This is a genomic window from Micromonospora jinlongensis (assembly GCF_013410645.1).
In the GTDB taxonomy this organism is placed as follows: Bacteria; Actinomycetota; Actinomycetes; order Mycobacteriales; family Micromonosporaceae; genus Micromonospora; species Micromonospora zamorensis.
The window spans coordinates 5015468-5041707 of record NZ_JACCHK010000001.1 but is presented as its reverse complement, the minus strand read 5'-3'; the positions used below and the strand labels follow the sequence as shown (position 1 = coordinate 5041707).

Here is a 26240-nt window from a genome sequence, read left to right as displayed (position 1 = left end):
AACACTAGGCGCTTAGGCTGGTGCCCGTGAGCACGCCGACCCGGGTCTACATCGCCCGTCTCGCCGGAGTCGCCGTCTTCGACCCGAACGGTGACCAGGTGGGCCGGGTTCGTGACGCCGTGGCACGGCTGCGGGCGACCAAACGGCCCCCGGAGGTGGTGGGCCTCGTCGCCGAGATGCCGATGCGCCGTCGGATCTTCCTGTCCATCAACCGGATCACCTCCATCGACGCGGACGCCGTCGTGCTGGGCTCCGGCACCCTCAACCTGCGCCGGTTCGAGAAGCGCCCGAACGAGCTGCTGGTGCTCCAGGAACTGCTGGACCGACGGGTACAGCTCGACCCGGGCGGCCAGCCCGGCGCCGTCGTGGACGTCGCGATGGAGTGCAGCCGAGGCGGCGAGTGGTCGCTGACCCGCGTCGCCGTACGGGAGCAGACCGGTCGGCTCAGCCGCCGCGGCCACCTGCACCAGGTCGAGTGGGACCGGGTTCGGGGGCTCAGCGGCATCGCCGACAACCGGGGTACGGCCAACCTGCTCGCCGTCCTGGAGGACATGCGCCCGGCCGACCTGGCAAACGCGCTTCAGGACCTGCCCGACGCCCGGCGCAACGAGGTCGCTGCCGCGCTGGACGACGAGCGGCTGGCCGACGTGCTCAGCGAGCTGCCCGAGCACGACCAGGTGGAGATCCTCGCCGCCCTCGACCGGGAGCGGGCCGCCGACGTCCTGGAGGAGATGGACCCGGACGACGCCGCGGACCTGCTCAACGAGCTGCCCCCACCGGAGCAGGACGTGCTGCTGGACCTCATGGAGCCGGACGAGGCCGACCCGGTGCGTCAGCTCCTGAAATACACGCCCGGCACGGCGGGCAGTGTGATGACCTCGGAGCCGGTCATCCTGCCGCCGGACGCCACCGTCGCCGAGGCGCTGGCCCGGATCCGGGAGCCACAGCTCTCCCCCGCCGTCGCCGCGCAGGTCTTCGTGACCCGGGCGCCGCAGATCACCCCGACAGGCCGCTACCTGGGCATGGTGCACTTCCAGGCGCTGCTGCGTGAACCGCCGGCCGACCTGTTGGGCAAGGTGGTGGTCAACGACATCGACCCGCTGCGCCCCACCACCCCGTTACCGGAGATCACCCGTCGGATGGCCACCTACGACCTGGTCGCCATGCCGGTGATCGACCGGAGCAACCGGCTGGTCGGCGCCGTGACCGTGGACGACGTGCTGGACCACTCGCTGCCTCGGGACTGGCGGGACCGCGACGCCCTGACCGGCCCGGGCACCACCGACGCGGGGCTGGACGGCACGGATGGCTGAGCAGCGGCGGAACGAACGGCTCGACCAGCCACGCGAGCCCCGGGGCATCAAGCTGCCCCGGTTCGACGCGGAGGCCTTCGGCCGGTGGTCCGAGGGCATCGCCCGGGGCATGGGCACCGCGAACTTCATCGTCGTCATGACGGTGGTGATCGCGATCTGGTTCGTCTGGAACACGTTGGCTCCGGTGGACCTGCGCTTCGACCCGTACACCTTCACGTTCCTGACGCTGGTGCTGTCGTTGCAGGCCAGCTACGCGGCGCCGCTGATCCTGCTGGCCCAGAACCGGCAGGCCGACCGCGACCGCGTGGCCCTGGAGGAGGACCGGCGGCGAGCCACCGCGCAGAAGGCGGACACCGAGTACCTGGCGAGGGAGATCGCCGCCCTGCGGATCGCGTTGGGTGAGGTGGCCACCCGCGACTTCCTCCGCTCCGAGCTGGCCCGGCTGGCCGAGGAGTTGGACGAGGCGGGGCAGCGCCGGCAACGGCTGGAACGCCGCCAGCAGGACAAGGACATCCGGCAGGAGAAGCGCGGCAGGCGACCGACCGACGGTGTCGGCCTGGACGAACCACGCGACGACCTGGACGGCGACTTCGCCCGGGACGCCCGGCCGGACGGCACCGGGCCGCGCCCAGCGGACAGCTGATCAACGGGTCATCGATTGGCTCACACCGCCCCGGCCAGCGGCGGCAGCGGATGCCCCGCGACGTAGCATTGCGGGCATGTCAGCACCCGTGAGCACCGTCGAGGACGCGATCCAGGCCGCCCTGGCCACCGTCAACGACCCGGAGATCCGCCGGCCCATCACCGAGCTGGGCATGGTCCGCTCCGCCACGATCGCTGCCAGCGGCGTCGTACGCGTCGAGCTCCTGCTCACCGTCGCCGGCTGCCCGCTCAAGGACAAGCTGCGTACGGACATCACCACCGCGGTCGCCGCCGTGCCCGGCGTCACCGGAGTCGAGATCGACTTCGGTGTGATGAGCCCCGAGCAGCGGCAGTCGTTGCAGTCGCAGCTGCGCGGCGGAGGCGCCACCGAGGAGCCCGTCATCCCGTTCGCCCAGCCCGGCTCGCGCACCCGGGTGTACGCGGTCGCCAGCGGCAAGGGTGGCGTCGGCAAGTCCAGCGTGACTGTCAACCTGGCAGCGGCCCTCGCCGCCCGCGGGCTCTCCGTCGGCGTCGTCGACGCGGACATCTACGGCCACTCGGTGCCCCGGATGCTCGGCACGGAGGCGCGGCCCACCCGCGTCGAAGACATGATCATGCCGCCGCAGTCGCACGGCGTGAAGGTGATCTCCATCGGCATGTTCACCTCCGGCAACGCCGCAGTGGTGTGGCGCGGCCCGATGCTGCACCGGGCGTTGCAGCAGTTCCTGGCCGACGTCTACTGGGGCGACCTGGACGTGCTCCTGCTCGACCTGCCCCCGGGCACTGGTGACGTGGCCATCTCACTGGCCCAACTGCTCCCCAACTCGGAGATCCTGATCGTCACCACCCCACAGACCGCCGCCGCCGAGGTGGCCGAACGGGCCGGTGCGATCGCCCTGCAGACCCACCAGCGAGTGGTTGGCGTCATCGAGAACATGTCCTGGCTGGAGCTTCCGGACGGCTCACGGATGGAGATCTTCGGTGCCGGGGGTGGCACGGCCGTCGCCGAGTCGCTGAGCCGGACCATCGGCGCGCAGGTGCCGCTGCTCGGGCAGATCCCGCTGGACACCCGGGTCCGCGAAGCCGGTGACGCGGGCAACCCGATCGTGCTGGCCGAGCCGGAGTCCCCGGCCGCGCAGGCGCTCAACTCCGTCGCCGACCGGCTCGCGCTGCGCCGTGAGTCGCTGCTCGGCAAGCCGCTCGGCCTCAAGCCCGCCGGGCGCTGACCACCACGACACCGCCAGCCCGTCGACCGCTGTTGGCCGGCGGGCTGAGTCGTGTCCGCGGATAGGTGGTCCAGCCAGGACGCGGTCGGCGTGGCCGGCACGGCCCGCGTGGCCGCGTGGCCGGCATGACGGCGTGGCCGGCATGACGGCGTGGCCGGCATGACGGCGTGGCCGGCATGACGGCGTGGCCGGCATGACCGCGTGGCCGGCATGACCGCGTGGCCGGCATGACCGCGTGGTCAACTCGGGTTTCAGGAAGTCGGGGTATCACACGCCGTTTGATAGGCCGACTTTCTGAAACCCGAGTTGACCAAGGCGAGCGCCGGACCGCACGAGCGCCGGGCCAGTCTGGAGGGGGCCACGCGGTGCGAGCCGCACGACCACATAGCCAGTACGGCCGCGCGGGGCATGGTCAACTCGGGTTTCAGGAAGTCGGGGTATCACGCGCCGGTTAAAGGCCGGTTTCCTGAAACCCGAGCTGATCAAGGCGAGGGGCAGGCCGCGCGAGCACGAGCGCAGGCCGAGCCGAGCGCAGGCCGAGCCGAGCGCAGGCCGAGCCGAGCGCAGGCCGAGCCGAGCGCAGGCCGAGCCGAGCGCAGGCCGCGCCGAGCGCAGGCCGAGCCGAGCGCAGGCCGAGCCGAGCGCAGGCCGAGCCGAGCGCGGGTCGGTCAGGTGGCGTCGTCGTAGCTGACGCGGGGGGCCGGCGCCGAGGGGCTGGTGGTGGCCGTGCCGGGCCGGGCGCCGTCCGACCGCAGGTCCGCAGAGCTGGCCACGTCCTTGAGGTCGTCGTGCACGCTGCTGACGTCCGCGCGCAGGTTGTCGTAGACGCCCTGCAGCGGCTTACGGATCGCCGCCTCGTCCTCCTCGCTGAGGAGGTGCTTGCGAATGAACGCCTTCGGGTGCAGGTCCTCCAGCTGGATGTCGGTGCCCAGCTCGCGACTCAGGTCACCGGTGGCGTTGCGGGCCATGTTGCGCAGGTTGCGCACCAGCCGCAGGCCGTCGGTGATGACTGCGGGCAGCCGGTCACCGAAGATCAGCAGCGCCAGGAGCAGCAGCGCTCCGATTTCCCACCAGTTCAGGTTGTCGAGCATCCCGCTGGCCTCCTCTCGGCGTCAGCAGCAAGACTACGCACGCCGGGAGGCGTTCGGGCAAGGGGTGAGCCGCTGTTCACTTCGCGTCCGCGGCGAGAGTTACCGAGGTGTTCTGCCGGTCGGAGCCCCGCCGGAACTCGACGGTCACCACCGATCCCGGCGCGTACTTGCGTACCAGCGCGGTCAGGTCCGTCGGCTCGGTCATCGGCCGGCCGTTGATTTTGAGGATCACGTCGCCGACCTTCAACCCGGCGCCGTCCGCCGGGCCGGACGGCTCCACCTGCGCCAGCCGCAGGCCACCCCCGAGAGCTCCGGTCGGGCCGTCCACGCGGGCGCCGATCACCGTACGCCGGGCCTTGCCGGTGCCGATGATGTCCTGGGTCACCCGCTTGGCCTGGTTGATCGGGATGGCGAAGGCGAGGCCGATGTTGCCGGCCTCCTGCCCCTCGGCGACCAGTGACTTGATGGTGGAGTTGACCCCGACCACCCGCCCGGCGCCGTCGACCAACGGCCCGCCGGAGTTGCCGTGGTTGACTGCGGCGTCGGTCTGGATCGCCGCGTAGTAGCGCACCGGCCCACCCGGTTCACCGGCCTGCATCGTCCGGTCCAGGGCACTCACGATGCCGGCGGTGACCGTGTTGGCCAGCGAGAGCGGTGAGCCCATGGCGAGCACCGGGTCGCCGACGGCCAGCGCGTCGGAGTCCCCGAACTCCACCGCACGCAGGCCGGGACGACTCACCTTGATCACCGCGATGTCCGATTCCGGGTCCTGACCGACGATGGTCGCCGGCGCGGTGCTGCCGTCGTTGAAGACCACCGAGGCTTTGCCGGTGCCGCCGGCCACCACATGGTCGTTGGTGATCACATGGCCGTCGGCGGTGGCGATGAAGCCGGAGCCCTCACTGGTGCCGCCGAGGCTGCTCACCCGCACGGTGACCACGCTGGGCAGGACCCGCTCGGCGACACCGGCCAGTGACTCCGGCTTGCGCTGGGCCAGTGCCGGGGCTTCCGCCGGCGCGCCGCCGAGCACCGTCCCGCCGGCCCCGCCGCGCACCGCGAACGCGTAGCCGAGCGCGCCGCCGAGGGTGCCGGCCAGCAGAGCGGTGAGTACGGGGATGAGCAGCAGGTGACGCAATGTCGGTCGGCCCGGCGCGTCCGGGTCGGTGACTGCCTCGGGCTCGGTGCCGGCCGCCACCACGCCGGGCACCACCACCGCGGTCGGCGCCGCTGGGTCCCGCCACGGATCGGCAAGCGCGTCCGACCACCAGGGCGACGCCCCGACGGTGCCGGACGTGCCGGGTCCAGGCCAGCTCGGCGACGCCCCAACCGAGCCGGACGTACCAGGTGCGGGCCAGGGCGAGGCCCCGGCCGGGCCGTACGTGCCAGGTGCGGGCCAGGACGACGCCCCGGCCGGGCCGTACGTGCCAGGTGCGGGCCAGCTCGGCGAGGGCCCGACCGTCGGCACAGCAGCCCCGGGCGTCGTCGGCGGGTGCCCCGGTGCCGGCCCGCCGGCTGCCGGCACGATGGGCACGTTGCCAGCCCCCGGCGTGGTGGGCGATCCCGCCGGAGGGGTCCCTGCCCCGGGCGGTCCCGCCGGGGTCTCACCGCCCCGGCGCCAGTCCCAGCCGTCGGTCACGTCGGTGCCTCCCAGTCCGTCCCCGGATCCCGCGCCGCGTCGCCCGGCCACGGGCCGGTTCGGTCGCGGCTGACGGGATACCGCCTCCAGGATTGCACGGATGCCCGCGATGGAGTCACCGCTTGCGCCGGTGATCGCAACAGGCGGAGGCGCGGCTGCGCCTCATGACGGTCGCCTCTACGCTCACAGTGCCAACCCGCCCCCGCACCACGCACCGCCCCCGGAGGTGCCCCATCGCCACGGTCGCCGGTTCCGGCAGTTCGACGGCACAGGCTCAACAGTTCGCCGAGTCGTACGTCACCGAGGATCTCGTTCTGCGCACCGCTCGCAGCCTGGCCCGGGAGGTGGGCCTCGACGCGGTCACCCCCGGCGCGGGGGCGGCGCTGCGGCTGCTGGCCGCTGCCGGCAACGCCCGCGCCGTGGTGGAGATCGGCACCGGCACCGGGGTGAGCGGCGTCTGGCTGCTCCGCGGCATGCGCGCCGACGGCGTGCTCACCACCATCGACGTGGAGGTGGAGCACCAGCGGATCGCGCGACGGATCTTCGCCGAGGCGGGCTTCGCCGCCGGCCGTACGCGGATCATCACCGGTCGCGCGCTGGACGTGCTGCCCCGGCTCGCCGACGGCGCGTACGACCTGGTCTTCGTGGACGCGGAGGCGACCGGCTTCCACGCCTGCGTGGAGGCGGCGCTGCGGCTGTTGCGCCCGGGGGGCGTGCTCGCGCTCAACGGTGTGCTGGCCGGTGGCCGGATCGGCGACCCGGCGGCTCGGGACGCGGAGACGGTGACCGTCCGCGAGACGATCAAGGCGGTCCGGGAGTCGGAGCACTGGATCCCCGCTCTGCTTCCGGTCGGCCACGGGGTGCTCGCCGCGGTGAAGTGCTGACCTGGTCAGTCGACGCTGGCCAGCCAGCGCAGCAACCACCGGACGCCCCAGCCGGTGGCGCCTCGGCTGACCTCGGCGTGGTCGCCGTCCGCCCAGGACGGGGCCGACATGTCCAGGTGCAGCCAGCGGTCGCGTAGGTCGCCGGTGAACTCACGCAGGTAGAGGGCGGCCAGCACCGAGCCGGCACCCTGTGCCGGCGCGCTGTAGAGGTCGGCGATCTCGCTGCCCAGGTATTCGACGTAGTCACCGTGCAGCGGCATCCGCCACACCGACTCGCCGGCCGCTTCGGCCGCGGCCCGCACGTCGGCGGCCAGCTGGTCGTTCTCGCTGTACAGGGCGGCGGTGCGCTTGCCCAGGGCGACAGCGTTGGCACCGGTGAGGGTGGCCAGGTCGAGCAGCAGGTCCGGCTTGAGCTGCTGCACCGCGTACGCGAGGGCGTCGGCAAGGACCAGCCGGCCCTCGGCGTCGGAGTTGGTCGTCTCGCTGGTCGTGCCGCCGTAGTGCCGGACGACGTCGCCGGGGCGGAACGCGGAGCCGCTGACCATGTTTTCGGCGAGCGGGGCCAGCGTGGTGATCCGGACCGGCAACCGCAGCGTGGCGGCGCCCAGGGTGGCGGCGACGACTGCGGCCGCGCCGGCCATGTCCTTGCGCATCAGTTTCATCGCCGGCACCGGCTTGATCGAGATGCCGCCGGTGTCGAAGGTGATGCCCTTGCCGATCAGCACCACGTGCGTACGCGCGTCGGCGGGGTGCCAGTCCAGTTCGACGAGTCGGGGGCCGCTGGCCGAGCCGCCGCCGACGGCGAGGATGCCGCCGAAGCCCTCGGCGGCCAGTTCGTCCGGGCCACGGACCCGCAGCCGCAGGTCCGGCAGGTCGGCTGCGGCGGAGGCCACCTGCTCGGCGAACCACTGCGGGTTCTTCAGCGAGCTGGGGGTGTTGGTCAGGTCACGGGCGAGGTGGGTCATCGCCGCAGTGGTCTGGGCCGTGGTGACGATGGCCTCGAACGCACCCGGGTCGGGGAGCAGCAGATCGACGCTGCTGAGCGCCGGTGCGGTGCCGGCCTCGGTCATCCGGAACCGGTACGGGCCGAGCAGCAGCCCCTCGGTGAACCCGCGGACGTCGGCCGGAGTCACGTCGGCCGGCAACGCGATGGTGATATGGATCTCATCCGCAGCGGACCGAGCCAGGGCCGCGCCAGCCGTCCGCCAGGCCGCCTCGTCGCCGTCACCGATGCCGAGCAGCAGCAGCCGGCCGGGAGTACGCCCGGGGCGGAGCTGGGTGTGGATCTCACCGGCCCGTCCGCTCAGTCGGGCCGCCGGCACCAGCGCGGCGGCCTCGTCGGCCGTGCCGTCCGGGGGTGCCACGGCGGTCGAAACGGGCTCGGCCGAGGCGTCACCTCCCGCTGCCGCGTCGGCGGTACGAACAGGCAGGACGAGCACGTCGAGCCGGTCGGGCTCGGCGATCAGACGGATGGCGAGCACGCGGGACCGTACCTCCAGGAAAGTGTCGCGGAGCGGAACCGAGCCCGCCCGCGCTGATGAAGACCCTGAGCCACCGGCGTTACCGGTGGCTCAGGGTCGCAAGAACGCTCCGGGCGGCGTGAGCCGCCCGGACCACTCCTTACTCAGCCGGCCGCTGCCTTCAACGCGTCACCGAGCGCGTTGGCCTCGTCGGGAGTCATCTCGACGACGAGCCGGCCACCGCCCTCCAGCGGGACCCGCATGACGATGCCCCGCCCCTCCTTGGTGACTTCCAGCGGACCGTCGCCCGTCCGCGGCTTCATCGCCGCCATGTTGTCTCCCCTCAGACCTACACCAGGGTCGGTGGGTTGCCCCACAGCCACTTCGTCACGACCACCCGCAACGGTCACGGGGGTGTCGACCAACGATTTTCCCTGATGAACACCGCCGGACCCAAACCGGAGCAGCATTGATGTAACAGCATCTAGCTTATCTTGAGAAGGCCTGTCACAATGTGCGGTCATGCAGGCACGGTCGGCACTCTTCGACCTGTACGGCGACCACCTCCGTCCGAGGGGTGGCCGTGCACCGGTTGCTGCCCTGGTCAAGCTGCTGGCGCCGCTGGGAATCGCACCGCCAGCCGTTCGCACCGCAGTGTCTCGGATGGTGCGCCAGGGCTGGCTGGAGCCACTCCGATTGGTCTCCGGACCGGGATATTCGATCACACCGAAAGCAGCCCGACGACTCGACGAGGCAGCGGCCCGGATCTACCGGACCGGCCGGGTCACCTGGGACGGCCGGTTCGATCTGCTGGTGCTGGAGGCCCCCGGCTCCCGACGGGACCGGCAGCGGCTCGCCTCCAACCTGAGCTTCCTCGGCTACGGCACGCTCGACGAGCAGACCTGGGTCGCCACCCGCCCCGCCGAGGACGTGGACCTGCTCCTCGCCGAGGCCGGCATCCGGTTCGAGCGGTTCACCGCCTCGCACTTCGCCGGCACCCCGGGCGCGATGGGCGTGGTCCGGCGGGCGTGGAACCTCACCGAGATCGGCCACGCCTACGAGCGGTTCGTCGCGGACCAGCGCCCGCTGCTCGCGGCGGTCACCGTGCGCAGCAGCGACGAGGAGGCGTACGCGACCCGGTTCCGGCTCGTGCACGCGTGGCGTACGTTCCTCTTCCAGGACCCGCAGCTGCCCCCGGCGCTGCTGCCCGAGCGCTGGCCCGGCACCGCCGCGGCCAGTTTCTTCGACCGACACGCGGCACGTCTGCGTCCGGCCGCCGACCGGTACGTCGAGCAGTGCCTCGACGCCGGCAACCGCCTCGTCCGACAGAAGGGTCGTTAGACACGTGACCGAGCCGCTGCTGGTCGACCGGACCGACGCCGTCGTCACCCTCACGCTGAACCGGCCGAACGCGATGAACGCGCTCGACGTGGCGCTCAAGGAGGCGCTGCGGGACGCGCTGGCGGAGCTGGAGACCGACCGGTCCTGCCGCGCGGTGGTGCTGGCCGGGGCGGGCGGATCGTTCAGCGCCGGTCAGGACCTGCGCGAGCACGTGTCGACCCTGGAAAACTCCGCCAGTGACCCGCTGGGCACCGTGCGGGCGCACTACAACCCGATTGCCGCCCGGCTGGCCAACCTGCCCAAGCCGGTGATCGCCGCGGTCCGTGGGATGGCCGCCGGGGCAGGCGCGTCGCTGGCGTTCCTCGCCGACATCCGCATCGGCGGCCCGACGACCAGCTTCCTGATGGCCTTCGCGAAGGTCGGCCTCGCCGCCGACACCGGCGCCTCCTGGACGCTGCCGCGACTGGTCGGCCACGCCAAGGCGGTGGAGCTGCTGATGCTGGCCGAGCCGGTCCGCGCCGAGGAGGCCTGCCGGCTGGGGCTGCTCAACCGGCTGACCGACGACGACGAGCAGGTGCTGCCGGCAGCACAGGAGTTGGCCGCCCGCCTCGCCGCGGGCCCCACCGTCGCGTACGGGGCGATCAAGCGGCAACTCTCCATCGCCGACGCCGGCACCCTCGCCGACGCCCTCGCGGCCGAGGCGCAGGCCCAGTCGATCTGCGGTGCCACCGCCGACCACCGCGCGGCCACGCTCGCCTTCGTCGCCAAGCAGAAACCGGTCTTCGAGGGACGCTGAACCCGATTCGGACGCCGCCCTTACCGTCCTCGAACACGGGCCGCCTAGCGTCGGCCGGTATGAGCGATCGTGAAGCGGTGGCGCACCTGCTGCGCCGGGCCACCTTCGGGCCGACCGCCGACGAGGTGGACGCGGCCGAGCGGGCCGGCCCGGCGGCGACAGTGGACCGCCTGCTCGCCCCCGGTCGGGCCGACCGTGGTGCGGCGGCCACCCCACCGCCGGCGCTGGCCGCGGACCCGTACGCCCGGCTGACCGACGAATCCACCCGGGAGCAGCGGCAGCAGGCCAACGCGGAGCGCCGTGAGCAGGTCCAACAGGTCACCGGGTGGTGGCTGGACCGGATGGTGGCCGCCGAGGACGGGCTGACCGAGAAGCTGCTCTTCTTCTGGCACGGGCACTGGGCGACCAGCGCTCAGAAGGTCAAGTCCGCGCGGACGATGCTGGGCCAGTTGGAGACGCTGCGCCGCCACGGGCGGGGGCCGCTGGGCCCGCTGGTCGCGGCGATGGTGCGCGACCCCGCCCTGATCATCTGGCTGGACGGGCAGAAGAACACCCGCAAGGCACCGAACGAGAACCTGGCCCGCGAGCTGATGGAGCTGTTCACCCTCGGCATCGGCAACTACACCGAGGCGGACGTGAAGGCCGGCGCGCGCGCCCTGACGGGCTGGGTGGTCGACCGGCGCACCGGTGTCGCCCGGTTCGAGGCCAGGCGGCACGACCCCGGCGAGAAGATCATCCTCGGGCAGAGTGGCCGGTTCGACGCCGAGGCGTACGCCGGGCTGCTGGCCGCCCAGCCCGCGGCGGCGACCTTCGTGGCCGGGCGGCTCTGGTTCCGCTACGCGGGCACCGAGGTCCCGGCACCGGACGGCCTGGCCGGCGCGGACACCGGCGCGACCCTGCGCGCGCTCTTCTCCGCGCCGGCCTTCGCCCAGTCCCGGGGCACGCTGGTCAAGCAGCCGGTGGATTGGCTGGTCGGTGCGCTACGCCAGCTCGGCATCCGGCCCTCCGCCCTGCCCGAGCAGCAACGCAAACAACTGCTGGCCGGTCTGAACGCGCTGGACCAGGTGCCGCTGCGACCGCCCAGCGTGGGCGGCTGGCCCGCCGGGGCGGCCTGGCTGACCACCTCGTCGTTGCAGGCCCGGCTGCGCACCGCCGGGATGCTCGCCGCCGCAACGGCACCAGCGGTGCTGGCCCGGCTGACCGCCGCGCCCACCGCCGGCCGACCGGACGCGCTGGCCCGACTGCTGGTGGTCGACGGCTGGAGCGCGCGCACCCGTGCCGCCCTCACGCCGCTGGCCGGCGAGCCCCGCAAGTTGCTGGCCGCCGGCCTGGTCAGCCCCGAATACACAGTCAGCTGAGCGGAGGAGTCGACATGGACACCCTGACCCGACGCAGGTTCCTGCTGACCAGCGGGGTGGTCGGCGCGGGCGCGCTGGCCGCCGGAGCCGGCGCGTACAGCCTGCGGGACCTGTTGGACACCAGCGGGGACCGCGATCCGCAGGCCCGCACGCTGGTGCTGGTGACCCTCTACGGCGGCAACGACGGGCTCAACACGGTCATCCCTTACGGCGACCCGGCCTACCGGGCGGCCCGCCCCGAGCTGGCGTACCCGGACGGGGAGGTGCTGCGGTTGGACGACGACTTCGGCCTCAACCCGGCGCTGGCCGGCCTGCACCAGCGCTGGTCCGGCGGCGGGCTGGCGATCGTGCGCGGGGTCGGCTACCCGAAGCCGGACCGCAGCCACTTCCGGTCGATGGACATCTGGCACACCGCGCAGCCGGACCGGCCGGGAAACACCGGGTGGCTGGGCCGTTGGCTGGACTCCGCCGGCGGCGACCCCCGGCTGGCGGTCTCCTTCGAGCCGGCACTGCCGCCGCTGCTGGCCGGGGCGCAGAGTGCCGGCGCCGCCGTGCCGGTGACCGAACGGAAGGCCGCGAAAGGCCTGTCCGCGGAGACGCTGGCCGCGCTCGCCGCCGCCCAGGCCGGTGAGTCGGCGGCCCGGAGCCGGGCCGCCGCCTGCTTCGCCGACCTGCGGTCGGTGGACGAGATGATCCGCGAGGTACGCGACGCCGCCGACCCGGACACGGCCGACCCGGACGGCGAGCAGGCACCAGCGACGGCGACGGGCGGGGCACGCACCCCGCTGGACGCGCAGCTGGACCTGGTCGCGCAGTGCGTCGAGGCGGGAGTGTCCACCCGGGCGTTCTCGGTGTCGCTCGGTGGCTTCGACACGCACGCGGACGAGAAGCAGTTGCAGGCGGTCCTGCTCGGTCAACTGGACCGGGCGTTGACCGGCTTCGCCGACCGGATGAGCCGCACCGAGGCAGGTCGGAAGGTGGTGGTGGTGGTCTACTCCGAGTTCGGCCGCCGCGTACGGGCGAACGCCTCGGACGGCACCGACCACGGCACCGCCTCGGACGTGCTGCTGCTCGGCGCGGGCGTACGCGGCGGTTGGCACGGGGCGGCGCCGAGCCTCACCGACCTCGACGACGGCGACCTGAAGTTCACCACCGACTTCCGGGACGTCTACGCCACACTGCTGGAACGGGTGCTGGACACCGACCCGGGCCCGATCCTCGCCGACTGGCGGGGCCGCCTGGACAAGCTGTTCTAGGACACCGGCCCTAGTCGTCCTCTTCCGGGTCCTGGTTGGCCTCCGCGCCCAGCACGAACGCCTGCATGGCCAACTCGTCGCCGGCCGGCGACACGAAGGCGGGCAGCTCGCGCGGGCCCAGCTCCTGCACGTAGGACCAGAACAGGCGGACCGCCTCGGCCGGTGTGCCGGCCTCGATCGGCAGGTCGAGGCTCACCAGCCAGGTGCGCCGCGCCGGGGGCGGGCCGAGCTGGTCGGCCAGCGCCCGGAAGGCCGCCGGCTCCAGCGCGGTGACCGGCCCGTCGAGCGTCAGCAGGTCGGCCGGCGCCGGCTCGTCGAAGGCCCTGCGGGTGTACGCCACGACGAGCGTCCCCGGCTCGACGTCGGACTGCGGGTCGTCCGGGTCTTCCCGGTGGCGCTGACCCGTCGCGGCGACCCGGCCGAGCGCCACCAGCCGTGGCGGCGCGTCGACCAGCACGGCCACCTGGTCTCCCGGCCCTGGCCGGGAGACGTCGGTCAGCCCGGTCAGCTCCAGCGTGTCGTGGTGCACGAGCCGCTCGGCCTCGTACCGTTCGGCTGGCAGCAGCACGGCCCAGGTGCCCAACCCGTCGGCACGGCCGGGGCCACCGGCCCGGTACGCGGTCTCGGTCGTCATGTCTGCCATCTCATCATGTCGCCGGTGGGAGGGTGACGTGACAGCCGACGATGTGATCGTCGACCATGCCGGTGGCCTGCATCAGCGCGTACGCGGTGGTCGGACCCACGAACCGGAAGCCGCGCTTCTTGAGCGCCTTGGCCATCGCCGTCGACTCTCCGCTGATCGGCGCCAGCTCGGCGAACGAGGCGGGACGGGCCGGCCGGCGCTCCGGCGCGAAGGACCAGAGCAGCGCGGACAACCCCTCCGGCAGCTCCAGTGCGGCGCGGGCGTTGGCGATCGCCGCCTCGATCTTGGCCCGGTTACGGACGATGCCCGCGTCGGCCAGCAGCCGGGTCACGTCGGCATCGCCGTATCCGGCGACGGTCGGGAGGTGGAACTCGTCGAAGGCCAGCCGGAACGCCGGGCGCTTGCGCAGGATGGTCAACCAGGACAGGCCTGACTGGAACGCCTCCAGCGTCATCCGCTCGTAGAGCGCGTCGTCGCCGTGCAGCGGCCGCCCCCACTCGGTGTCGTGGTAGACGGCGTAGTCCGGGGTGCTCGACCCCCACGCGCAGCGCGCCAGGCCGTCGGCGCCGATCACCAGGTCTGTCACCTCGTACACGCTAGGGCATCGCACCGACAGCCCATTGCCACCGGCCGCTCGGCTGCCTATGGTGCTTGTTACCGACCGGTAGCGCGGGGCCACCCCAGCGGTGCGCCCCGACCGGCGACGGCGAGCGGAGGCCGCGCGATGAAGGAATTCCCGGACGTCATCGCCTGGTCGATCCCGGCCTTCGTGCTGCTCATCGTGCTGGAACGGGTCTCCTACCTGCTGCACCGCGACGACGACGAGGTCGGCTACGGCGGCGCCGACACCGCGACCAGCCTGGCGATGGGCCTGGGCAGCATCTTCACCGACCTGCTCTGGAAGGTGCCGATCGCCGCGGCGTACGCGCTGCTCTACGCGTTCACCCCGCTGCGGGTGGCCGAGGTCTGGTGGACCTGGCCACTGATCCTGCTCGCGCAGGACTTCTTCTACTACTGGTCCCATCGCGGCCACCACGTGATCCGCATTCTCTGGGCCTCGCACGTGGTGCACCACTCGTCGCAGCGGTTCAACCTCTCCACGGCGCTGCGCCAACCGTGGACCGGGCTGACCAGTTGGGTCTTCTACATCCCGCTGATCCTCATCGGCGTACACCCGGCGGTGGTCGCGTTCTGCGGCTCGGTCAACCTGCTCTACCAGTTCTGGATCCACACCGAACGCATCGACCGCATGCCGCGCTGGTACGAGGCGGTGTTCAACACCCCGTCGCACCACCGGGTGCACCACGCCTCCCAGGGTGGCTACCTGGACCGCAACTTCGGCGGCATCCTGATCGTGTGGGACCGGCTCTTCGGCTCGTTCGCCGCTGAGCGGGAGCGCTGCGTGTACGGCCTCACCAAGAACGTCGGCAGCTACAACCCCGTCCGGGTGGCCTTCCACGAGTACGCCTCGATCGCCCGGGACCTCCGCGCCGCGGCGACCTGGCGGCACCGGGTCGGGCACCTCTTCCGAGCGCCGGGCTGGCAGCCGGCACCGGGCGCGGTCAGGGCAGTTGGCCCTGCTCGACCAGACGGGCGAACCTCTTCAGCGCCTGGCTGAGGCCGAGCTTGGAGCCGGGCCAGAGCAGCGGCCAGGCCAGTCGACCGGCCCGGCCGCCCGGCAGGTGGAACCACTCGTGCCAGACGACCTGGGTGCGGGCCCGGCCCAGCTGGGTGCAGCGCAGCACGCCCGGGCCGCGCAGCAACTGACCGTGGTGCACCACGCCGATCTCGTACGGTTCGTCGACCCGGACCACCCGCATCTCGTCGCGCAGCGTGGCCCGGCCGACCGCGGTCACCGCCTCGATCCGGCTGCCCTCGCGCCCGTCACCCTCGACGACCCGGACACGGGTGAACGGGATCCAGTCGGACTGGCGCTCCCAGGCGAGCAGCGCGGCGAAGACCTGCTCCGCCGGGGCGTCGACGATCACCGTGGCGGTCACCTCACCGGCGCCGGGTTGGGCTGCCTCCCGAAGATCGTCAGCGCCTCCCGGGTCGGTCACGCCGACTCCGACCGGACCACCACGTCGCGCTGGCCGGTGCCGTCGGCGGACGCGCCGGCGGTCTGCTCACGATGGCCGTCGGTCGGCTCACGGTCGGCCGGCTCACCGTCGACCGGGGCCACACCGTCGGAATCCGCCGGGGACGACGTGGCGGCGGGCAGCGGGCCCGCGCCGGAACCCACGACGTCGGTCGATGACGCGTCGTCGTCCGGGTCGGCCACGTCCGCGTTCGTCGCCTTGCTGGCGGACTGCTCACGGGCCTGGCGCAGCGCCTCCGCGTCGTCGGTGCGGCCTTCACGCAACGCGGTGACCTCCGCCTCCAGTACGCCGATCAGCTCGGACTTGTAGCCGATGTCGTAGGCGGCGCGGCGCATCGCCTGATCGACCTGGGCCATCCGGTACCCGCGCAACCCGGTGTCGAAACGGACCGCCCCCACGTCGGATTCGCGCAGCGGGCGGGTGCCCGGCAACGCCACGGCCTGGGAATCCGGTTCGGTGGGCACCAGGCCGGGATCACGGCCGCTGACCAGCACCGTCACGCCGAATATCACCGCCGCGACGGTCAATGCCACGACCAGAAGGAGCAGAAGCTGACCCATGTACTGATCGTGGCATGGCAGGCGGCCAGGAGCGACCCCGCCACCCGTTCCGATCATGATCGGTGCGGACTCCCGCCCACGGTTCTCCTCCGTCGACCGACTAGCGTCGGGACCGGCCGACGCGGCGGCGACGGCGCGGACTCTCAGGAGGCGGCATGGCGGGGGCGCTTCGGCTGGGTGGGCGCACGTTCGCCCCCGGCGAGCTGGTGGTGATGGCGATCATCAACCGCACGCCGGACTCGTTCTTCGACCGGGGGGCCACCTTCGCCGCCGACAGCGCCCTGCGCGCGGTGGAGCGGGCGGTGGCCGAGGGCGCGGCCATCATCGACATCGGCGGGGTCAAGGCCGGCCCCGGCGCGGACGTGGGCGCCGCCGAGGAGATCCGGCGCACGGTGGACACCATCGCCGCCGTCCGGGCCGCGTTCCCGGAGGTGGTCATCTCCATCGACACCTGGCGCGCCGAGGTGGCCACGGAGGCGGTGGCGGCCGGCGCCGACCTGCTCAACGACACGTGGTCGGGTGCCGACCCGGCGCTGGCCCGGGTGGCCGCGCAGACCGGCGCGGGCCTGGTCTGTTCGCACGCCGGCGGCCTGGTCCCGCGGACCAGGCCACACCGGGCCGCCTTCGACGACGTGGTCGACGACGTGGTCGCGACGGTGACCGGGCTCGCCGAGCGCGCGGTGGCGGCAGGGGTACGCCCCGACGGCATCCTCATCGACCCGGCACACGACTTCGGCAAGAACACCCGGCACTCCCTGGAGATCACCCGCCGACTGGACGAGTTGACCGCGACCGGCTGGCCGGTGCTGGTGGCGCTCTCCAACAAGGACTTCGTCGGCGAGACGCTGGACCTGCCGGTGGCCGAACGACTGGAGGGGACGCTGGCCGCGACGGCGGTGTCGGCCTGGCTGGGCGCCCGGGTCTTCCGGGCCCACCAGGTCGGCCCCACCCGCCGGGTGCTGGACATGGTGGCCTCGATCCGGGGTGACCGACCGCCGGCAGCGACCCGCCGGGGGCTGGCCTGACCGGTCGTCGCCGTAACCGACCGCGAACGGTCGGGCGGGCCGCCACGATCGCCGGAGGTCGCGACGCTCAGGTCCAGCGGAGGATGTTCCTGCGCCAGGCATAGAGGATGCCGAGCGCGAGCACCGCCACGAACACCGCCATCTCCACCACCGTCACCAGGCCGAAGCCCGGCCGGTCGAAGACCACCGCCCAGGGGAAGAGGAACACCGCCTCGACCGCGAACAGCACGTACAGGTACGCGTACACGTAGTAACGGATCTGCATCTGTGCCCAGTCCGCGCCGACCGGGTCGAGCCCGCACTCGTAGCTGGTCCGCTTGCCGGGCGGGTCGGCCGGACGCGCGGGACGTAACACCCGGTTGGCCGAGAACGCCGTAACGAAGAACAGGACGCTGGCGAGCAGTAAGAGCCCGAGCGTCGCGTACGAGCCCAGGTATCCGGTCACAGTTCGGGAGCCTACCGTCCGCCCGGAGGCGTCGTCCCAAACACGTTACGGATTTGTTTCCGGACGGGACTAGTGCACCAGGGCAACTGTTACCGAATACTGGACCCCCACCCACGGCACGGAGGACAGATGGCCCGCGTGAAGGCAATGCCCGGTCTCCGGGCGGAGGTGCGGCGAACCGCGCCCTCGCTGGCGGCCGCGCTCGCGCTCGGCCTGCTCGCGGCGCTCGCCGTGGGACCGACCGGGGCCAACGCGGCGACGCCGGAGCCGGTCGTGATGGTGACCGACCCGGTCAGCGAACCGGAGACCACCGCGTCGCAGGATCCGCCCCCGACCGAGGAGCCGACGGATCCGTTGCCCACCGACCCGGCACCGGAGACCACCGCACCCGCGCCGGAGACGACGCCACCGCCACCGGTGACCACCGCCCCGGAGGTGCCGCCGGCACCGACCACCACCGCGCCCGCGCCCGGCGGACCACCGACGGCGGTGCCCCCGGTCGCGCCGCCACCCCCGGTCCCGCCGGTCCGTCCGCCTCCCCCGGGCTCCGCGGCGCCCCCGCCGAGCCCGTTGGGCGTCCAGGTCACCACCGAGGACGTCACCCTCACCGAGGCCTACTGGAACGCCGCCAGCACGGCCGCCACGTTGCAGGTCACCGTCAACAACACGGGCACGACCGCGCAGCGGATCCGACTCTCGTACACGCTGCCGGCCGGGCTGACCGACGTCGGCACGAAGGGCTGCACCGCCGCCGGCAACGGCACGTACCGCTGTGGGGCCTGGACAGCCGAGGCGGGCGTACGGTTCAGCGCCCTGCTCCGCCTGCGGGTCGACGGCACCGCGTGGAAGCAGATGCCGCTCGCCGGCTCCGTCCAGGTCGTTGCGGACGCGCCGGGAGTGCCCGGGGAGGCAAAGGACGACCAGGGCTTCGCGGTGCTCTTCCCGCCCGGCCCGCCGGCGCCCGGGATCGCTCTCGCCGCCGACGAGGTGGCCTTCGACATCAGCGGCGCCGCCAGCACCCTCGCGCTCCGGCTGGGCAACACCGGCGCGGTGGACGCCGCCGGCCGGGTCGAGGTCGTGCTGCCACCCGGTGTGACCGTTCCGACTCCGCCACCCGGCTGCGTGGCGGTCGACCCGACCCGGACCCGCTGCGACGCGGGCCTGGTGGCGGCGGGTAAGACCGCCGAGTTGCGGCTGCCGGTGGAGGCGACCCCGGAGGCCCAGCGGGAGGCGCCGTTGTCCGGGGCCGTGATCGGCCAACTCGACCCACGCAGCGGCGCGACCCGGCAACTCCAGATGAGCTTCCGGATCACCGCTGCGGCCGCGCTGGCCACGCCGGTGGTCTCACCGCCCGCACCGACCGGTTCCCAGGGCGTACTCCCCGGGGGTGCTGCCAACAACGACGGCGGGATGACCTCGGTGCAGCGCACCGCGATCATCCTGATCGTGGTCTCCGCGCTGCTGGTGGTGCTCGCCCTCACCCTGGCCACGATCTCGCTGCGCCGCCGCCTCAACGGCCCGGCGCCCGGGCCCGCGCCCAACCCGGTCGAGTGATCGCTCGGCGACCCCGCCGCACCCGGTCGGGGTCGCCGTGGTGATCCGGTGGTGATCTGAATTACGGCGGGCGGGGCGTAACACCGTAAACCGGGGCAATCTGCAGCGGATAGGGGTCCCAGTCGGCGGACCTCCGGGGATGGTTAGGGCTCCCTTAGACGTAGGCTCTCAGGTGAGGTACGACAGCGGCCGGACCAGCCTGGGCGGTGCGGTGACACGTTGCGTCAAGGAGGTTCCGTGGCCGGGCAAGGCGAGGTTCTGCGAGCCCCGCAGTCGCGAACGAAGGTGGCACAGTGACCAAGCAGATCCGTCAGCTCGACCGGGTGGTCATCCGATTCGCCGGTGACTCCGGCGACGGCATGCAGCTGACCGGCGACCGGTTCACCTCGGAGACGGCGCAGCTCGGCAACGACATCTCCACGCTGCCAAACTTCCCCGCCGAGATCCGGGCTCCCGCCGGCACCCTGCCCGGTGTGTCGAGCTTCCAGGTGCACTTCGCCGACTACGACATCCTCACACCGGGCGACGCGCCCAACGTGCTGGTGGCGATGAACCCGGCGGCCCTCAAGGCCAACCTGGCCGACCTGCCGCGCGGCGCGGACATCATCGTCAACACCGACGAGTTCACCAAGCGCAACCTCGCCAAGGTGGGCTACCAGGCCAGCCCTCTGGACGACGACTCGCTGGCCGGTTACGTCGTGCACCCGGTGGCGCTGACCTCGATGACGGTCGGTGCGCTCGCCGCGTACCAGGTGTCCAAGAAGGACGCCGAGCGGTCGAAGAACATGTTCGCCCTCGGCCTGCTCTCGTGGATGTACTCCCGGCCCTTCGAGTCGACGCTGCGCTTCCTGGAGCGCAAGTTCGCGGCCCGTCCGGAGCTGGTGGCGGCGAACGTCGCCGCCTTCAAGGCCGGCTGGAACTTCGGCGAGACGACCGAGGACTTCGCGGTCCGCTACGAGGTCAAGCCGGCGAAGATGAAGCCGGGCACCTACCGCAACATCACCGGCAACGCGGCGCTCTCGCTGGGGCTGGTCGCCGCCGGGGTCCGGTCCGGGTTGCCGGTCTTCCTCGGCGCGTACCCGATCACGCCCGCCTCCGACATCCTGCACGAACTGAGCAAGCACAAGCGCTTCGGCGTTCTCACCGTGCAGGCCGAGGACGAGATCGCCGCGGTCGGCGCCGCGTTGGGCGCGTCGTACGGCGGCTCGCTCGGCGTGACCACCACCAGCGGTCCCGGTGTGGCGCTCAAGAGCGAGACGATCTCGCTGGCGGTGGCGCTGGAGCTGCCGCTGGTGATCGTGGACGTGCAGCGCGCCGGCCCGTCGACCGGCATGCCGACCAAGACCGAGCAGGCCGACCTCAACATGGCGCTCTACGGCCGGCACGGCGAGGCGCCCGTCGCGGTGATCGCACCCCGGTCGCCGTCGGACTGCTTCTTCGCGGCGCTGGAGGCTGCGCGGATCGCGCTGACCTACCGCACTCCGGTGATCCTGCTGTCCGACAACTACGTCGCCAACGGTTCGGAGCCGTGGCTGCTGCCCGACGTGGAGTCGCTGCCCGACCTGCGGGTCGAGTTCGCCACCAAGCCCAACGGCGAGGACGGCACCACCTTCCTGCCCTACCTGCGCGACCCGGAGACCCTCGCCCGCCCGTGGGCGATCCCCGGCACCGCCGGGCTGGAGCACCGGATCGGCGGCCTGGAAAAGGCCGACAAGACCGGCGACATCTCGTACGACCCGGCCAACCACGACTTCATGGTGCGGACCCGGGCGGCCCGGATCGAGACGATTCCGGTCCCGGACATCGAGGTGGAGGACCCGGACGGCGACGCCCGGGTGCTGGTCCTCGGCTGGGGCTCGACGTACGGGCCGATCGGCGCGGCCTGCCGCGGGGTGCGCCAGCGTGGGCTGTCCATCGCCCAGGCACACCTGCGGCACCTCGCCCCGATGCCGGCCAACCTCGGTGAGGTGCTGCGCTCGTACGACAAGGTGGTCATCCCGGAGATGAACCTGGGTCAGCTCGCCCACGTCATCCGGGCCCGCTACCTGGTCGACGCGATCAGCTACAACCAGGTCCGCGGCCTGCCGTTCACGTCCGCCGAGCTGGAGACGACGCTGGAAGAGGTCCTGAAGAATGTCTGAGCCCGTCGCCCTCAAGCTCACCGCGAAGGACTTCAAGTCCGACCAGGAGGTGCGCTGGTGCCCCGGCTGCGGTGACTACGCGATCCTGGCGGCCATCCAGCAGTTCATGCCGGAGCTGAACATCCCCCGGGAGCGCACGGTCTTCGTCTCCGGGATCGGCTGCTCGTCGCGCTTCCCGTACTACATGAACACGTACGGCATGCACTCGATCCACGGCCGCGCCCCGGCGATCGCGACCGGCCTGTCGGTGTCCCGGCCGGACCTGTCGGTCTGGGTGGTCACCGGCGACGGCGACGCGCTCTCCATCGGCGGCAACCATCTGATCCACGCGTTGCGGCGCAACGTCAACCTCAAGATCCTGCTGTTCAACAACCGGATCTACGGTCTGACCAAGGGTCAGTATTCTCCCACCTCCGAGGTCGGCAAGGTCACCAAGTCGACCCCGGCCGGCTCGGCGGACGCCCCGTTCAACCCGCTCTCGCTCGCCCTCGGCGCGGAGGCCAGCTTCGTCGGCCGGACCATCGACTCGGACCGCAAGCACCTCCAGTCGGTGCTTCGGGCCGCCGCCGAGCACGAGGGTTCGGCGTTCGTGGAGATCTACCAGAACTGCAACATCTTCAACGATGGGGCGTTCGAGCAGCTCAAGGACCCATCCACGCGGGACGACTACCTGATCCGACTGGAGCACGGCCAGCCGATCACCTTCGGGGCCGACGGGCAGTTCTGCGTGGTGCACCCGCCGGGTGGCTTCGGCCTGGAGGTCCGGGAGACCAGCTCGGTCAGCCCGGAGGAGATCGTCGTGCACGACGCGACGGTGACCGACCCGGCGTACGCGTTCGCGCTGTCCCGGCTGCCCGGCCTTGACCTGCGCAACACCCCGATCGGTGTGTTCCGCTCGGTGGACCGGCCGTCCTACGACAGCGTGGTGCAGAGTCAGCTCGCGGCCGCCAAGGCGACGGTCACCGAGACTCCCGAGCAGCAGCTCGCCGGTCTGCTGGGCAGCGGCGACACGTGGACCATCCTCTGATTCGTCCGCACTGACGAGAGCGGCCGTCCCGAACCCGGGGCGGCCGCTCTTCGTACCGGCGCTGCCTCAGCGCTGGGCGGTGGCCGGGGTCCAGAGGTTGTCGATCTCCTTCTCGGCCGCCTCGAGGCTCGCCTCGTGCAGCGGGATCAGCTCGGCCATCGCCGGTACCGCGGGCGCCAGGGTCAGCTCCGCGCTGATGAAGCGCGGCTGCAGGCCGGTGAGCGACAGGCCGTGCGGGAGCCACGGCTCGGCGTGGTCCCAGCCGTTGCGCGGGGTGCCCTCGCCATAGCCGCCACCCCGGCTGGCCAGCACGATGAAGTCGCAGCTGCCGAGCAGGCCCTGCTGGGTCGTCGGGTCGTACGCCAGGCCAGCCACGATCAGGTGGTCGACCCAGGACTTGACGCTGCTGGGGGCGCCGTAGTTGTAAAGCGGCAGCCCGAGCAGCACCGCGTCGGCCTGCTTCACCTCGTCGATCAACCGCTCGCTGAGCTGCCAGGCTTCGCGCTGCTCCGGGGTGTGCTGGTCCGGTGGCGTCATCCGGGCCTGGGCGGATGCCGGGCTCAGGTGCGGCAGCGGCTCGGCCCCGAGATCTCGGTAGGTCACCGTTCCGTCCGGATGGGCGGCACGCCAGGCCGCAGCGGCACGGGCGGTGAGCCGCCGGCTGACCGACAGCTCGCCCTGGATGCTCGAATCGATATGCAGCAGGTGCATCATTCCCCCTCTAAGGATCGTCTGCGAAGCACCAACTATTTATAGCAGTCAGATGTTCCATCTGCTCGGTAGACTGGGTCACATGTCCGCCCAGCCGCTTGATTCGTCGGAGCACCGCTCGGGCGCACTGCTGGACCACCTCGCCCGGCGGATGCGACTGCGGTCGGAGTCGGTGCTGGCGCCGCTGGGCCTGCGACCACGGCATCTGGTCGCACTCACCGTGCTGCGCGACGGCGGTGGCTCCAGCCAGCAGGCGCTCGCGAGCACCCTGGAAATGGACAGCACGAACATCGTCGGGCTACTCAACGACCTGGAAGCGAAGCACCTGGTCGAGCGTCGACGCTCACCCGAGGACCGCCGACGACACGTCGTCGAGTTGACCGAAGACGGGGCGAAACACCTCAAAGAGGCCGAATGCGCCCTAGCGGGTGCTGAGGACGAGGTGCTGGCCGCACTGGAACCCGCCGAACGGGAGACGCTCTACGAGCTGCTCCGGCGGGCCGTCTCCGCGACACCGGTCATCTGCACCGAAGCGCTCCGCGCGGACGTCGACAACTGCTGACGGGGCGACGACAGACGGTCAGGCCGTCGCAGGCGGTCAGGCCGTCGTCGCCGACTGGGGGCGGTCGTCGCGTACGTGCACCAGCATGTCGCCGGTCTCGATCACCGCACCGGCCCGGTCGGCCAGGCTGACCACCTTGCCCCGCCGCACCAGGGCGATCACCAGTGACTCCAGCTCGCGCGGCGAGCGACCCACCTCGCTCCGCTCGGCCGAGCGCATGGCCAACGCCATGCCCTGACCGGGAGTGAGCAGATCCTCCACCACGTCGATCAACGGCGGGGCCGAGGTGGACAGACCGAGCAGCCGGCCCGCGGTGGCCGAGGAGACGATCACGTGGTGCGCCCCGCTCTGCTTGAGCAGCGGGGCGTTCTCCGCCTCCCGCGCCGCCGCGATGATCCGGACCTGCCCGGCGGTGAGCTGCCGTACCGTCAGCGCGACCAGCACCGAGGCGTCGTCGCTGTCGGTCGCGATGATCACGGCCTTCGCGTTCTTGACGTGCGCCTCGTTCAGGACGGACGACCGGGTCGCCGAGCCCTCGATCGCCACCAGCCCGGCGGAGGTGGCCTGCCGCAGGGCGGCGGCGCTGCGCTCCACCACCACGATCCGCGACCGGTCCAGACCGTTCTCCATCAGGGCGGAGACTGCGCTGCGCCCCTTGGTGCCGTAGCCGCAGATGATGACGTGGTCCTTCACGCTTCTCCTCCACCGCGACAGGCGACGGCCGGTCCGGTACTGCTCGGTCAGAACTTCCAGGGTGGTGCCGACCAGGATGATCAGGAAGATCACCCGGGCGGGGGTGATGAAGAGGACGTTGACCAGCCGGGCCGACGGCGCGGCCGGTGTGATGTCGCCGTAGCCGGTGGTGGAGAGCGACACGACCGCGTAGTAGAAGCAGTCGAGCAGGGTGAGGCCGTCCTCGTTGACGTCGCGGTAGCCGTCCCGGCCCAGGTAGACGGCGGCGACCACGGCGAAGACCAGGCCCAGGGCGGCGGCGAGCCGTAGGCTCAGCGCGCTCAGCGGGCCCCGGCGTTGCGCGGGGAAATGGATCACCGTCGAACCTGCCCCGCCAGCGTCGCCTGCACGCCCACAACATAGCGGGTGCGGCGAACATCGCACCTCGGGGTCGCTCGCGGACAACCGGCGCGGGCCCGCACGGGACCGCCTGGACAGCCCAGGACAGGCATGATGAGGGTGTTCCCGACGACGACCGCGAAAGTGAGGCCGGCATGTCGTTGCTGCGACGAGTCATCGGCGGAGTGCTACGCCGCCACCGGCAGCGTCAGGGCCGCACGCTGCGCGAGGTGGCTGCATCGGCCGGCGTCTCGGTGCCCTACCTCTCGGAGGTCGAGCGGGGCCGGAAGGAGGCCTCCTCGGAGGTGCTGGCGGCGATCTGCCGAGCGCTCGGCATCAGCCTCGCCGACCTGCTCGGCGAGGCCCGCGACGACATGCGCCGGGTCGAGCCCCGCCTCCCGGCCGCGCCGCGCGCCGCGCTTACCCACCTGGAGCGGGCCGATGCGACTCGGCGCGAGATCGGCAACGCCACCCTGCTGGTGGGTCCACGCATCGGCGGGTTCGTCCTGCACCACGGGCCGGTGGCGAGCGAGCCGGCCCTCAGCGTCGCCGGAAAAGCCTCCGCTGGCGGCTCGCGCCCCGGTCCGCGTACCGCCGCCCTGACTGACGGCGCACAGACCCGGCTGGGCCTGCGGCGGCTGACCGCCGCGTAGGCCGCGCCGGTTCTGCCGTCGGCGGATCTGCCGGCGGCAGAATCACTGGGCCCGCCACCACCGCCGCGCGCACGCTGAAGACGCCGGTCCCCCGGGCGGTCCCATCGCCCGCCGGCACGGCGGAAGGCGGCGACACATGATCGGGTACGGCGTACGGATGCTGGACAGCGCACAGCCGTCCTTCGGTGACCAGGTGTTCGAGCGGCTGCTGCGGGAGCGCATCGTCTTCCTCGGCACCGAGGTGACGGAGGAGTCGGCCAACCAGATCTGCGCGCAGATCCTGTTGCTCGCCGCCGAGGACGCCAAATCGGACATCTACCTCTACATCAACTCGCCGGGCGGGTCGGTCAGCGCGGGAATGGCGGTCTACGACACGATGCGCTACGTCCGCAACGACGTGGCCACCCTGGCGCTCGGCTTCGCCGGCTCGATGGGGCAGTTCCTGCTGTGTGCGGGGGCGGCCGGCAAGCGGTACGCGCTGCCGCACTCGCGGATCATGATGCACCAGCCCTCCGGTGGAATGGGCGGGACCGCTTCGGACATCACCATCCAGGCGGAGAACATGCTGCACGTGAAGCGGACGATGCAGGAGCTGATCGCCCAGCACAGCGGACGGACGCTGGACGAGATCCAGCGCGACTGGGACCGGGACCGCTGGTTCACCGCAGAGCAGGCCCGGGAGTACGGCCTGGTCGACCAGGTGCTCAGCCGAGCCGAGCAGCTGCCGGCGGCCTGACGCCTGACTC

Annotated in this window: 27 protein-coding genes; 16 read left to right on the top strand and 11 right to left on the bottom strand. The window is 72.2% G+C overall.

The window, feature by feature from the left end; genetic code table 11:
- Positions 1–26 precede the first annotated feature (26 nt).
- The 3 genes from HNR22_RS22600 to HNR22_RS22590 all read left to right on the top strand — a co-directional run bounded on the left by HNR22_RS22600 (position 27) and on the right by HNR22_RS22590 (position 3181).
- The gene (locus tag HNR22_RS22600; RefSeq protein WP_179782024.1) at positions 27–1313 is read left to right on the top strand and encodes a magnesium transporter MgtE N-terminal domain-containing protein; all 1287 of its coding nucleotides are present in this window, start codon (positions 27–29) and stop codon (positions 1311–1313) included.
- Positions 1306–1956, top strand: coding sequence for a DUF1003 domain-containing protein (locus HNR22_RS22595; RefSeq protein WP_179782023.1), 651 nt, complete (start codon positions 1306–1308; stop codon positions 1954–1956). The genes HNR22_RS22600 and HNR22_RS22595 overlap by 8 nt, the downstream gene beginning before the upstream one ends.
- 76 nt (positions 1957–2032) lie before the next feature.
- Positions 2033–3181, top strand: a complete 1149-nt coding sequence (locus HNR22_RS22590; RefSeq protein ID WP_179782022.1) for an Mrp/NBP35 family ATP-binding protein — start codon at positions 2033–2035, stop codon at positions 3179–3181.
- Positions 3182–3849: 668 nt separating this feature from the next.
- Here HNR22_RS22590 and HNR22_RS22585 read toward each other — a convergent pair.
- Together HNR22_RS22585 and HNR22_RS22580 are read right to left on the bottom strand one after the other, a co-directional pair.
- A complete protein-coding gene (locus HNR22_RS22585; protein ID WP_088951365.1) occupies positions 3850–4272 on the bottom strand; it encodes a twin-arginine translocase TatA/TatE family subunit in 423 nt (140 codons plus the stop codon).
- Between the two features lie 76 nt (positions 4273–4348).
- Entirely contained in the window at positions 4349–5923 is a 1575-nt protein-coding gene (locus HNR22_RS22580) for a S1C family serine protease (RefSeq protein ID WP_425488110.1), read from the bottom strand.
- Between the two features lie 299 nt (positions 5924–6222).
- Here HNR22_RS22580 and HNR22_RS22575 point away from each other — a divergent pair, with 299 nt between their 5' ends.
- Positions 6223–6792 carry an O-methyltransferase gene (locus tag HNR22_RS22575; RefSeq protein WP_088952177.1) on the top strand — a complete coding sequence of 190 codons (570 nt, stop codon included), beginning with the start codon at positions 6223–6225 and terminating at the stop codon, positions 6790–6792.
- A gap of 5 nt (positions 6793–6797) precedes the next feature.
- Here the strand turns inward: HNR22_RS22575 and HNR22_RS22570 are convergent, their stop codons facing one another.
- Positions 6798–8273: a M17 family peptidase N-terminal domain-containing protein gene (locus tag HNR22_RS22570; protein ID WP_179782021.1), complete on the bottom strand. Its 1476-nt coding sequence runs from the start codon at positions 8271–8273 to the stop codon at positions 6798–6800.
- 143 nt (positions 8274–8416) lie between these two features.
- Positions 8417–8584: a DUF3117 domain-containing protein gene (locus HNR22_RS22565; protein WP_007455245.1), complete on the bottom strand. Its 168-nt coding sequence runs from the start codon at positions 8582–8584 to the stop codon at positions 8417–8419.
- Between the two features lie 190 nt (positions 8585–8774).
- Between HNR22_RS22565 and HNR22_RS22560 the strand changes: the two genes are divergently transcribed.
- Genes HNR22_RS22560 through HNR22_RS22545 form a run of 4 tightly spaced genes read left to right on the top strand, consistent with a single transcriptional unit; the run spans position 8775 to position 13003 of the window.
- Positions 8775–9593 carry a PaaX family transcriptional regulator gene (locus tag HNR22_RS22560; protein ID WP_088951363.1) on the top strand — a complete coding sequence of 273 codons (819 nt, stop codon included), beginning with the start codon at positions 8775–8777 and terminating at the stop codon, positions 9591–9593.
- Positions 9594–9597: 4 nt separating this feature from the next.
- The gene (locus HNR22_RS22555; protein ID WP_179782020.1) at positions 9598–10389 is read left to right on the top strand and encodes an enoyl-CoA hydratase-related protein; all 792 of its coding nucleotides are present in this window, start codon (positions 9598–9600) and stop codon (positions 10387–10389) included.
- A 59-nt stretch (positions 10390–10448) separates the two neighbouring features.
- Positions 10449–11747: a DUF1800 domain-containing protein gene (locus HNR22_RS22550; RefSeq protein WP_179782019.1), complete on the top strand. Its 1299-nt coding sequence runs from the start codon at positions 10449–10451 to the stop codon at positions 11745–11747.
- 14 nt (positions 11748–11761) lie between these two features.
- Complete coding sequence (locus HNR22_RS22545) at positions 11762–13003, top strand: DUF1501 domain-containing protein (RefSeq protein WP_179782018.1); 1242 nt, start codon at positions 11762–11764, stop codon at positions 13001–13003.
- 10 nt (positions 13004–13013) lie between these two features.
- Here HNR22_RS22545 and HNR22_RS22540 read toward each other — a convergent pair whose 3' ends face one another.
- Both HNR22_RS22540 and HNR22_RS22535 read right to left on the bottom strand, forming a co-directional pair.
- On the bottom strand, positions 13014–13637 hold the full coding sequence (locus HNR22_RS22540; protein WP_179782017.1) for a hypothetical protein: 624 nt from the start codon (positions 13635–13637) through the stop codon (positions 13014–13016).
- Positions 13638–13650: 13 nt separating this feature from the next.
- Complete coding sequence (locus HNR22_RS22535) at positions 13651–14232, bottom strand: DNA-3-methyladenine glycosylase I (RefSeq protein WP_179782016.1); 582 nt, start codon at positions 14230–14232, stop codon at positions 13651–13653.
- Between the two features lie 138 nt (positions 14233–14370).
- Between HNR22_RS22535 and HNR22_RS22530 the strand changes: the two genes are divergently transcribed.
- Complete coding sequence (locus HNR22_RS22530) at positions 14371–15264, top strand: sterol desaturase family protein (protein WP_179782015.1); 894 nt, start codon at positions 14371–14373, stop codon at positions 15262–15264.
- Here HNR22_RS22530 and HNR22_RS22525 read toward each other — a convergent pair.
- The gene (locus tag HNR22_RS22525) at positions 15209–15706 is read right to left on the bottom strand and encodes an SRPBCC family protein (RefSeq protein ID WP_179782014.1); all 498 of its coding nucleotides are present in this window, start codon (positions 15704–15706) and stop codon (positions 15209–15211) included. The genes HNR22_RS22530 and HNR22_RS22525 overlap by 56 nt on opposite strands.
- A complete protein-coding gene (locus HNR22_RS22520; RefSeq protein ID WP_179782013.1) occupies positions 15703–16305 on the bottom strand; it encodes a DivIVA domain-containing protein in 603 nt (200 codons plus the stop codon). Before HNR22_RS22520 ends, HNR22_RS22525 begins: the two co-directional genes overlap by 4 nt.
- Before the next feature lie 155 nt (positions 16306–16460).
- Here HNR22_RS22520 and folP point away from each other — a divergent pair, with 155 nt between their 5' ends.
- Entirely contained in the window at positions 16461–17330 is an 870-nt protein-coding gene (folP, locus tag HNR22_RS22515; RefSeq protein ID WP_179782012.1) for a dihydropteroate synthase, read from the top strand.
- Positions 17331–17397: 67 nt separating this feature from the next.
- Here the strand turns inward: folP and ndhC are convergent, their stop codons facing one another.
- Entirely contained in the window at positions 17398–17775 is a 378-nt protein-coding gene (gene ndhC / locus HNR22_RS22510; protein WP_088951356.1) for an NADH-quinone oxidoreductase subunit A, read from the bottom strand.
- A 129-nt stretch (positions 17776–17904) separates the two neighbouring features.
- On the opposite strand from ndhC, the gene HNR22_RS22505 reads away from it, so the two are divergent.
- From HNR22_RS22505 to HNR22_RS22495, 3 genes are all read left to right on the top strand, one after another.
- Complete coding sequence (locus HNR22_RS22505; RefSeq protein ID WP_179782011.1) at positions 17905–19329, top strand: hypothetical protein; 1425 nt, start codon at positions 17905–17907, stop codon at positions 19327–19329.
- Between the two features lie 293 nt (positions 19330–19622).
- On the top strand, positions 19623–21470 hold the full coding sequence (locus HNR22_RS22500; protein ID WP_179782010.1) for a 2-oxoacid:acceptor oxidoreductase subunit alpha: 1848 nt from the start codon (positions 19623–19625) through the stop codon (positions 21468–21470).
- Positions 21463–22497 (top strand): 2-oxoacid:ferredoxin oxidoreductase subunit beta, encoded by a 1035-nt coding sequence (locus tag HNR22_RS22495; RefSeq protein WP_179782009.1) that lies wholly within the window; start codon positions 21463–21465, stop codon positions 22495–22497. The genes HNR22_RS22500 and HNR22_RS22495 overlap by 8 nt, the downstream gene beginning before the upstream one ends.
- 66 nt (positions 22498–22563) lie before the next feature.
- Here HNR22_RS22495 and HNR22_RS22490 read toward each other — a convergent pair whose 3' ends face one another.
- Positions 22564–23208 carry an FMN-dependent NADH-azoreductase gene (locus tag HNR22_RS22490; RefSeq protein WP_246380992.1) on the bottom strand — a complete coding sequence of 215 codons (645 nt, stop codon included), beginning with the start codon at positions 23206–23208 and terminating at the stop codon, positions 22564–22566.
- 82 nt (positions 23209–23290) lie between these two features.
- On the opposite strand from HNR22_RS22490, the gene HNR22_RS22485 reads away from it, so the two are divergent.
- Positions 23291–23770 carry a MarR family winged helix-turn-helix transcriptional regulator gene (locus HNR22_RS22485; protein WP_179782007.1) on the top strand — a complete coding sequence of 160 codons (480 nt, stop codon included), beginning with the start codon at positions 23291–23293 and terminating at the stop codon, positions 23768–23770.
- A gap of 36 nt (positions 23771–23806) precedes the next feature.
- Here HNR22_RS22485 and HNR22_RS22480 read toward each other — a convergent pair whose 3' ends face one another.
- Positions 23807–24820, bottom strand: a complete 1014-nt coding sequence (locus tag HNR22_RS22480; protein WP_179782006.1) for an NAD-binding protein — start codon at positions 24818–24820, stop codon at positions 23807–23809.
- A 176-nt stretch (positions 24821–24996) separates the two neighbouring features.
- Here HNR22_RS22480 and HNR22_RS22475 point away from each other — a divergent pair, with 176 nt between their 5' ends.
- Complete coding sequence (locus tag HNR22_RS22475; protein ID WP_179782005.1) at positions 24997–25494, top strand: helix-turn-helix domain-containing protein; 498 nt, start codon at positions 24997–24999, stop codon at positions 25492–25494.
- Between the two features lie 136 nt (positions 25495–25630).
- Complete coding sequence (locus HNR22_RS22470) at positions 25631–26230, top strand: ClpP family protease (protein WP_179782004.1); 600 nt, start codon at positions 25631–25633, stop codon at positions 26228–26230.
- The last annotated feature ends 10 nt before the right edge of the window (positions 26231–26240 follow it).